The organism is Rhizobium changzhiense (assembly GCF_013087625.1).
Lineage (GTDB): Bacteria > Pseudomonadota > Alphaproteobacteria > Rhizobiales > Rhizobiaceae > Rhizobium > Rhizobium sophorae.
The window spans coordinates 141,573-150,313 of sequence record NZ_JABFCQ010000009.1 but is presented as its reverse complement, the minus strand read 5'-3'; the positions used below and the strand labels follow the sequence as shown (position 1 = coordinate 150,313).

The window sequence follows — 8,741 nt, the reverse complement described above, 5'->3', positions numbered from 1 at the left end:
CCACATCGGACACCTCGTCACAACCATCGAGCCCAACGAATGCAGCAACTACTTCGCCAATGCCGGATACGCTTCCGTCAAAACCTGAAAGGCTCTAAGATCGCCTGCACGACTTCGACAATGCCCGCCGCAAGGCGGGCATTTTTGTAACGCCGGCTGTCTAAATGCCGCCCGCCGCCCTTCCAAGGCTTGCCTTCATGCCGGGCGCGCGCCATGTTTTGCCCGAACTTGGCGGCTGTCCGCCGCGCCGATTCGCCGGGAGAAGCCTTATGAAAATCAGAACTGGTCTTGTTCTTGTCGGTGCAGCGGCCGCTCTTGCCGCCTGCGTTTCATCGGAGCCGCGCCGCTTGCCGGTTGCAACCGCGCCCGCCGCCACCGGCGTCGAAGGCAACTGGAGCGATCCGAACGGCATCGTTTCCACCTTCCAGGGCGGTAGCTTCACCACCCGCACGACCGACAGCAACCAGCTCCTTGCCTCGGGCACCTATATCAATACCTCACCGACCCTGGTGGAAATCAACATGACCTCGCTGGTGCGCAAGACCCAGTCCAAGGTCAATTGCGCCCTCGTCAACCCGAGCCAGCTCAATTGCACGTCCGATTCCGGTGCACAGTTCACACTTTCCCGCCGCGGCTGAAAGATGAGGCGATAGGCTAAGCACGCCATGCGGGCCGTCGCTTCTTACCTGGTTCTGCTGCTCGCCATGCCGCTTGCGGCACTTGCGGTCGTTTTGCCGGCCAATGTCTATCGTGCCCAGGGTATCGCCGCTCCCGATTGCGACGGGCCGCTGCAGGTGCTGATCTTCGCCGTGCCGGCAGTCCTGATCTATGGTGCGGGCGCGCTCCTTGTCTATCGGGCCGGCCGGCGCTTTCATCGCCTCGTTTCCCTTCTCTGCTTGATCATCGCGCTCGCCACGGTTCCGAATATCGCGGAGGCCATGCACGAACTCTATCGAAACACCGGCGACGGCGAATGCCTGGGATAGGCAACCCGCTTTTTTGGCCTGCCCCCTTGGAAAGCGCCTCGCCTGGCCCAGCTTTCTCTTGCGGTCGTGCATCGTCTGATGGAACATCCGCAGGCCGGGAAACCGCCCCGGCGCACGATGAAAGGATCGGCGAGGATCAGGGGGATCTTTCGCCTCAATCAGGAGAACAGGGATGACGAAGTCTTTCAGCTTCGGTCTTTTGACCGCGTCCATGCTGGCGCTGAGCGCGGGCGCCGCCTTTGCGGATTACGAACTCAATATTCTTCATATCAACGATTTCCATTCGCGCATCGAATCGATCAACAAGTTCGACTCCACCTGCTCGGCCGAGGAGGAAGGCAAGAAGGAATGCTTCGGTGGTGCTGCCCGCCTGAAGACCGCGATCGACCAGCGCCGTCAGGCGCTATCCGGCAAGAACATCGTCCTCCTCAACGCCGGCGACAATTTCCAGGGCTCGCTCTTCTACACCACCTACAAGGGGGCAGCCGAAGCCGAATTCCTGAACCTGATGAAGTTCGACGCCATGACCGTCGGCAACCATGAATTCGACGACAGCGAGGACGGGCTCGCGACCTTCCTCGACAAGGTGCAGTTCCCTGTCGTGACCGCGAACGTCAAGGCGACTGCCGCCTCCAAGCTCGGCGACCGCATCAAGCCGTCGCTGGTGCTCGATGTCGGCGGCCAAAAGATCGGCATCGTCGGCGCCGTCACCAATGATACGGCAGAGCTTTCCTCCCCCGGCCCGAACGTCACGATCGCCGACGACGTTGAGACTATCACAGCGGCCGTTCAGGATCTGAAGGGCCAGGGCGTCAACAAGATCATCGCGCTGACCCACGTCGGTTACCCCCGCGATCTCGCCCTGATCGCCAAGATCCCGGATGTCGATGTCGTGGTCGGCGGGCATTCCCACAGCCTGCTCTCGAACACCGACCCGAAGGCCGAAGGCCCGTACCCGACGATGGTCGACAATCCCGGCGGTTACAAGGTGCCGGTCGTCCAAGCCGCCTCCTACAGCAAATATCTCGGCGATCTCGTCGTCAATTTCGACGATAGCGGCGTCGTCAAGGATGCCAAGGGCGATCCGATCCTGATCGATTCCACCTTTACGCCCGATCCTGCCGTCGTCGCCCGTATCGCCGAACTGGCAAAGCCGATCGAGGAACTGCGCAAGAAGGTGATCGGCTCTTCCGAAAGCCCGATCGAAGGCGACCGCAAGGTCTGCCGCGTCAAGGAATGCTCGATGGGCAATCTGGTGGCCGACGCCATGCTCGATCGCACCAAGAACCAGGGCGTCACCATCGCCGTCCAGAACGGCGGTGGCCTACGCGCTTCGATCGACGGCGGCGAGATCACCCAGGGCGAGGTCATCACCGTCCTGCCTTTCCAGAATACGCTCGCGACGTTTGAGCTGACCGGCGCAGACATCGTCAAGGCGCTCGAAAACGGCGTCAGCCAGATCGACCAGGGCGCCGGCCGCTTCCCGCAGGTCGCCGGCCTGAAATTCTCGTTCGACCAGTCGAAGCCAGTCAATAGCCGTGTCAGCGACGTTCAGGTGAAGGACGGCGACAATTTCGCTCCGATTGACCCGGCCAAGACCTACAAGGTCGCCACCAACAACTTCATGCGGGCCGGCGGCGACGGCTACTCGATCTTCAAGGACGGCAAGAACGCCTATGACTATGGTCCGGACCTTGCCGACGTGACCGCCGAATATGTCGCAGCACATTCGCCTTACAAGCCCTACACGGATGGCCGCGTCAAGGAACTGGCGCAGGCAGCGCCTGCTCCCTCCGCTTCCGAGCCGGCGCCTGCCGCACCGGCAGCTCCGACCCCTTCTACAGAACCCACACCGGCTGCTCCGGCCCCCGCCCCGGCAACACCGGCACCTGCCACCGAGCCCGCCCCGGCTCCCGCACCCGCTGCACCGGCACCGGCAGCACCCGCACCCGCTGCGGAACCGACGCCGGCACCGGCAGCCTCCACACCTGCCGCGACGACGCCTTCCACCCACGTCATCGCCGCGGGCGACACCTTCTGGGATCTCGCCGTGACCTTCTATGGCGACGGCACGCTGTGGCGGAAGCTTTCGGATGCCAATGGCAAGCCGAACCCGCGTCACCTGACGGTCGGCAAGGAGATCGAGGTCCCCGCCAAGTAAGACGATTTGTCTCGATGCCACTGGCCGGTCCGGGGTTTCCCGGGCCGGCTTTTCTTTCTATAGGGTGAACCACGATCTCCAGGCTGCGTATGAGCCGACGGGACAAATGAACGTTGGGACCAGAATGACAGCAGATATTTCACTCCGCTCGGCGGATCATCCGGCCGTCAAATTTGGTAAGGTCGGTGTGCTGCTGGTCAATCTCGGCACGCCTGATGGCACCGATTATACCTCGATGCGCCGCTATCTCAGGGAATTCCTGACCGATCGCCGCGTCATCGAATGGTCGCCCTGGAAGTGGTATCCGATCCTGTTCGGCATCGTGCTCAACACCCGCCCGCAGAAGGTTGGCAAGGCCTATGAGCTGATCTGGAACAAGGAGAGGAACGAAAGTTTTCTGCGCACCTATACCCGCAACCAGTCGGAGTTGATGGCCGAGCGCCTGAAGGATCTTGATAACGTCAAGGTCGACTGGGCGATGCGCTACGGAACGCCGTCGATTGCCTCGCGCATCGACGCGCTGAAGGAAGAAGGCTGCGACCGGATCGTGCTCTTCCCGCTCTATCCGCAATATGCGGCGGCGACGACCGCCACCGTCAACGACAAGGCCTTCCAGAAGCTGCTCACGATGCGCTGGCAGCCGGCGCTACGCACCGTTCCCGATTACCACGACGACGAGACCTATATCGAGGCGCTTGCCACGTCTGTCGAAAGGCATCTTTCGACCCTCGACTGGAAACCCGAGATGCTGCTCGCCTCCTTCCACGGCATACCGATGTCCTATTTCAAGCAGGGCGATCCCTATTACTGTCAATGCCAGAAGACCGGGCGGCTGCTGCGCGAGCGGCTCGGGCTCACCAAGGAAAACTTCATGGTCACCTTCCAGTCCCGCTTCGGGCCGGAGGAATGGCTGCAGCCCTATACCGACAAGACCGTGGAGAAGCTCGCCAAGGACGGTGTCAAGCGCATTGCAGTCATCAATCCCGGCTTCGTCTCCGACTGTCTGGAGACCCTGGAGGAGATCGCCGAACAGGCCGCCCACTCCTTCCACGAAAACGGCGGCGAGAAGTTCGCGCATATTCCCTGCCTCAACGACGGCGAGGACGGCATGAAGGTACTGGAAAAGGTCGTCCGCCGCGAATTGCAGGGCTGGATCTGAGAAACTTTTCGGAAAACATCGCCGCACGGATAGCTGGCGAAGACTCGAATAACTCAGCCGAGACGAAACCTCCATCTCCCACAGATGTGGGGCATCCGTGTGGCATTTCTTCCTCGCAAAGAACATGCTAACCCACCACATCAGTGTATGGGGCGCATGCGCCGATAGGAGGAATTTTTCATGCTGTTCGGCGGCTTCGACCTCGTCGTGATCGTGCTGGTCATCTTCGTCATCCTGGTGCTCTTTGCCGGGATCAAGACCGTGCCGCAGGGCTACCGCTATACGATCGAGCGCTTCGGGCGTTATACCCGCACGCTGGAGCCGGGCCTTAACCTCATTACCCCCTTCATCGAGCGCGTCGGCGCCAAGTTGAACGTCATGGAGCAGGTGCTGAACGTGCCGACACAGGAGGTGATCACCAAGGATAATGCCTCTGTTTCGGCCGATGCCGTTTCCTTCTATCAGGTGCTGAACGCCGCTCAGGCTGCCTATCAGGTCTCCAACCTCGAAAACGCCATTCTCAATCTCACCATGACCAACATCCGTTCGGTCATGGGTTCGATGGATCTTGATGAACTGCTCTCCAACCGCGATGCGATCAACGACCGGCTGCTGCGCGTCGTCGACGAGGCCGTGCATCCCTGGGGCATCAAGGTCACCCGCGTCGAGATCAAGGACATTCAGCCGCCGCGCGACCTCGTCGATGCGATGGCCCGCCAGATGAAGGCCGAGCGCGAGAAACGCGCCCAGGTGCTGGAAGCCGAAGGCTCGCGAAACGCACAGATTCTGAGGGCTGAGGGCGCCAAGCAATCCGCCATCCTGCAGGCCGAAGGCCAGCGCGAAGCCGCCTTCCGCAACGCCGAAGCCCGCGAACGCCTTGCCGAGGCCGAAGCCAAGGCGACGAGGATGGTCTCTGAGGCCATTGCCGCCGGCGACATTCAGGCGATCAACTATTTCGTCGCCCAGAAATACACCGAGGCGCTGACCTCGATCGGTTCGGCGCCGAATTCGAAGATCGTGATGATGCCAATGGAAGCCTCTTCCATCCTGAGCTCGCTCGGTGGTATCGGCGCCATTGCCCGCGAGGTCTTCGGCGATGCCGGCAACAGCCCGTCAACGCCGCTGCCGGTACCGCCGCGTCCGCGTCCTGCTCCGGCGCGCTCGACGCCGCCGATCAATCCGTCGACCCCCAATCCTTTCAATCCCGAGCAGGAGCGTTAAGCCATGCTGGCGAAGATCGTCGCCGAACTCGGTCCGTGGAGCTGGTGGGTCGCGGGCCTCGTGCTGCTCGCCGCGGAAATGATCGTTCCCGGCTTCTTCCTGGTCTGGATCGGCCTTGCCGCCCTGATCGTCGGCGCGCTGTCGCTGCTCTTCTGGGACAGCGCCTTCTGGGTCTGGGAGTTGCAGGCGATCCTTTTTGCGCTTCTCGCCGTTGCCACGACCTTCGCTGGCCGCCGGCTGACGCTGCGCAACGCCGCAACCGACGAGCCCTTCCTCAATCAGCGCGGCGCCAGCCTCGTCGGCCGCACGGCGACGCTGCATGAACCGATCCGCGAAGGCCGCGGCCGCATCCGCCTTGACGATACGCTATGGCAGGTGATGGGACCGGACCTGCCCGTCGGAACGCAGGTGAAAGTGGTTTCGAGCAACGGCCGCGACCTGACGGTCGAGCCGGTCTGATCAAATAACTCTGATCAAACGAGCCTGATCAGGCGACGCCGATCCGCAGCAGATCGTGGAAATGCACCAGCCCGACCGGCCGGCGGTCGTCGTCGATGACGATCAGCGCGCCGATATGATGCTGGTTGAGCAGCGCCAGGGCCGCGGTCGCCAGCACCGTCTGCTTCACCGTCTTCGGCGTCCGCGTCATGATGTCGTCCACGGCAAGTTCAGAGAGATTGCGCGTCAGGTTGCGCGCCATGTCGCCTTCGGTGACGATGCCGCAGAGCCGCCCATCCTCGTCCAGCACGCCGACGCAGCCGAAATGCTTGCGCGACAGCACCGTGATCGCCTCCGGCATCGGCGTACCCTTGGCAACGAGCGGCAGCCGCTCGCCGGTATGCATGACATCGGCGACATGCATCAGGCTCGCGCCCAGCTTGCCGCCCGGATGGAAGACGTGGAAATCCGTGGCGGTAAAGCCGCGCGCCTCCAAGAGCGCCACCGCCAGCGCATCGCCGATTGCAAGCTGCATCAGCGTCGAGGTCGTCGGCGCCAGCCCATTGGGGCAGGCCTCCTGTTCGTTCGGCATCAGGAGGACAATATCTGCGGCGGCGGCAAGCGAGGAACCTTCGCTGCAGGTGATCGCGATCAGCGGAATGGAGAAGCGTCGCGTGAAGGAAATGATGCTCTTGAGCTCGGCACTCTCGCCGCCTTTGGAAATCGCCAGCACGACGTCGTCGCGCGCGATCATCCCGAGATCGCCGTGATTGGCCTCCGCCGCATGTACAAAAAAGGCAGGCGTTCCCGTCGAAGCGAATGTTGCCGCGAGCTTGGCGCCGATATGCCCGCTCTTGCCGACGCCGGTGACGATCACGCGCCCGGAGATGTCGCCGATGGCTTCGACGGCCCGTGAGAAAGGACCGGCCAAGCCATTGTCGAAAGCCTGTTCGAGCGCTTGAAGACCGCGTCTTTCGGTCTCTATCGTGCGTTTTGCCGACTCGAGAACGCTGTTCTCAACGAGGTTGATCGCTCTTCTGTTCATCAAATTGCGTTAGACCTTTTCACTTTCCAAGTCCACCCCGCACTCTTTCCGACCCGCACTCTTTCCGAATTGTGAACAGCGCCCGCCGCCGGCAACGAATGGTTAACCACAAGGCTTTACCTTTGGGTAAGAACCGAAAGCATGTCAGGCGCGAATTGCATGGGCCAAGCAAAACAGACGAGCAGTGTGACGCCGCTCCGCGCCATGAGCCGTGCCGTCTCTTTTGCCGTGCTGGGTAGCCTGCTTCTCAGCCAGACGGCGGCCTTCGCGCAGTCCGCCTCGGCGCAGCCGGCCAACAGCCGCTCCACCGCCTCTCAGGACAATCGCGCCACCAACAATGCCGCATCCGCCGCCGGTTTCGATGACGAGACCGGCGAGACCGCCACACCTGCGGCAAACGGCGCGACTGCGAACGCGGACGATGCTCAGCAGCAGCCCGCCATACCGGATGCGCAAGCCGGCGACGACATTACCGGCTCCATCCTCGACGAGGACATACGCCGGCTGAACACCCGCGAGGCGCCGATCGATGAGACGCTGCCGCGCCGCAGGGCTGCCGAGAGCGCCTCGACGGCAGAAACGCCAGGAATCCCGATCGGCACTTTCGTGCTCCGCCCGAGCGTCACCCAGAGCATCAATACGGAGACCACCAAGGACGGCAATACCAGGCAGCGGCGCGCCTTTCTCGAAACGGATGCGGCAGCGACCCTGACGTCCGACTGGGGCCGGCACCAGCTGACCGTCACCTCGGAAGGCGCCTGGCAGAGGAATATCAGCGGCGAGGGCGAGGAGCAGCCTTCCTTTAAAGTCAACGGCGATCTCAGGCTGGATCTTCCCGACGATACGACCGCGCACCTGACCGCTGGCTATAATTTCTACCGTGAGGATACGGACGATCCCGACGCCATCGCCGACGCCGCGCAACAGTCCGACGTGCAGGAATTTTCGGCCGGCGCCTCCGTTCAACGCGATTTCGGCATCCTGCGCGGCACGACGGCACTGGCACTGACCCGCTCGATCTATTCGGATGCCAAGCTTGCGAACGGCACCACCGTCGCCCTCAGCGACCGCAACCAGACGACGGGCACGCTGCGCGGCCGCGTCGGCTACGAGCTGTCTCCCGCGCTCATTCCCTTCATCGAGGCGACGATCGGCCGCTCGGTCTACGATGAAACCCGCGATTCCGCCGGTTACGAGCGCTCCGGCCACACCTATGGCGCCAAGGCAGGCGTCGAGGTCGATCTCGGCGAAAAACTGAAGGGTGAAGTCGGCGTCGGCTACGAGATGGCGGCTTTCGAAGACAGCCGGCTTTCCTCGATCGATACCGCCACGCTCGATGCGAGCCTGCTCTGGTCGCCGATCCGCGGCACCGATGTCAATCTCGACCTGCAGACGAGCATCCAACCCTCGACCACGGCAGGCGAGAGCGGCTACGTCTCGCACGCGCTGACGACGATGGTCACCCACCAGCTGCGCGACAACCTGGTCGGGACGATGATCGGCGGGGTCATATGGCGCGATTATCCCACGGACAGCACCATCAACGACGAGCTCGTCTATACCGCCGCGACCGGCCTGACCTGGAACATCAACCGCTATCTCGATCTGACCAGCACGCTCGGCTACGAGCTGACGACGCGCAAGGAAGGCAGCGATTCGCAGCAATGGCGCGCCGGCGTCGGCCTCAAGCTGAAACGCTAAGAATGACAGAAAATAGAGCGCCGCGTATCT

The 8,741-nt window shown here is 62.4% G+C and carries 8 protein-coding genes; 7 read left to right on the top strand and 1 reads right to left on the bottom strand.

Going from position 1 to position 8,741, the window contains the following annotated elements; translation table 11 throughout:
• Nucleotides 1–269: 269 nt before the first annotated feature.
• The 6 genes from omp10 to G9X68_RS30320 all read left to right on the top strand — a co-directional run bounded on the left by omp10 (nucleotide 270) and on the right by G9X68_RS30320 (nucleotide 5,986).
• Nucleotides 270–638 carry an outer membrane lipoprotein Omp10 gene (gene omp10 / locus G9X68_RS30345; protein ID WP_012758937.1) on the top strand — a complete coding sequence of 123 codons (369 nt, stop codon included), beginning with the start codon at nucleotides 270–272 and terminating at the stop codon, nucleotides 636–638.
• A 27-nt stretch (nucleotides 639–665) separates the two neighbouring features.
• Nucleotides 666–986, top strand: coding sequence for a hypothetical protein (locus G9X68_RS30340; protein WP_171605532.1), 321 nt, complete (start codon nucleotides 666–668; stop codon nucleotides 984–986).
• 172 nt (nucleotides 987–1,158) lie between these two features.
• The gene (locus tag G9X68_RS30335) at nucleotides 1,159–3,147 is read left to right on the top strand and encodes a bifunctional metallophosphatase/5'-nucleotidase (RefSeq protein WP_171605531.1); all 1,989 of its coding nucleotides are present in this window, start codon (nucleotides 1,159–1,161) and stop codon (nucleotides 3,145–3,147) included.
• Nucleotides 3,148–3,271: 124 nt separating this feature from the next.
• Nucleotides 3,272–4,306 carry a ferrochelatase gene (gene hemH / locus G9X68_RS30330; RefSeq protein ID WP_171605530.1) on the top strand — a complete coding sequence of 345 codons (1,035 nt, stop codon included), beginning with the start codon at nucleotides 3,272–3,274 and terminating at the stop codon, nucleotides 4,304–4,306.
• 180 nt (nucleotides 4,307–4,486) lie between these two features.
• Nucleotides 4,487–5,527, top strand: a complete 1,041-nt coding sequence (locus tag G9X68_RS30325; RefSeq protein WP_171605529.1) for an SPFH domain-containing protein — start codon at nucleotides 4,487–4,489, stop codon at nucleotides 5,525–5,527.
• Between the two features lie 3 nt (nucleotides 5,528–5,530).
• The gene (locus G9X68_RS30320; protein WP_171605528.1) at nucleotides 5,531–5,986 is read left to right on the top strand and encodes an NfeD family protein; all 456 of its coding nucleotides are present in this window, start codon (nucleotides 5,531–5,533) and stop codon (nucleotides 5,984–5,986) included.
• A gap of 28 nt (nucleotides 5,987–6,014) precedes the next feature.
• Here G9X68_RS30320 and G9X68_RS30315 read toward each other — a convergent pair whose 3' ends face one another.
• Complete coding sequence (locus G9X68_RS30315) at nucleotides 6,015–7,010, bottom strand: KpsF/GutQ family sugar-phosphate isomerase (protein WP_171605527.1); 996 nt, start codon at nucleotides 7,008–7,010, stop codon at nucleotides 6,015–6,017.
• Between the two features lie 159 nt (nucleotides 7,011–7,169).
• On the opposite strand from G9X68_RS30315, the gene G9X68_RS30310 reads away from it, so the two are divergent.
• Nucleotides 7,170–8,711, top strand: a complete 1,542-nt coding sequence (locus G9X68_RS30310) for an outer membrane beta-barrel protein (protein WP_171605526.1) — start codon at nucleotides 7,170–7,172, stop codon at nucleotides 8,709–8,711.
• The last annotated feature ends 30 nt before the right edge of the window (nucleotides 8,712–8,741 follow it).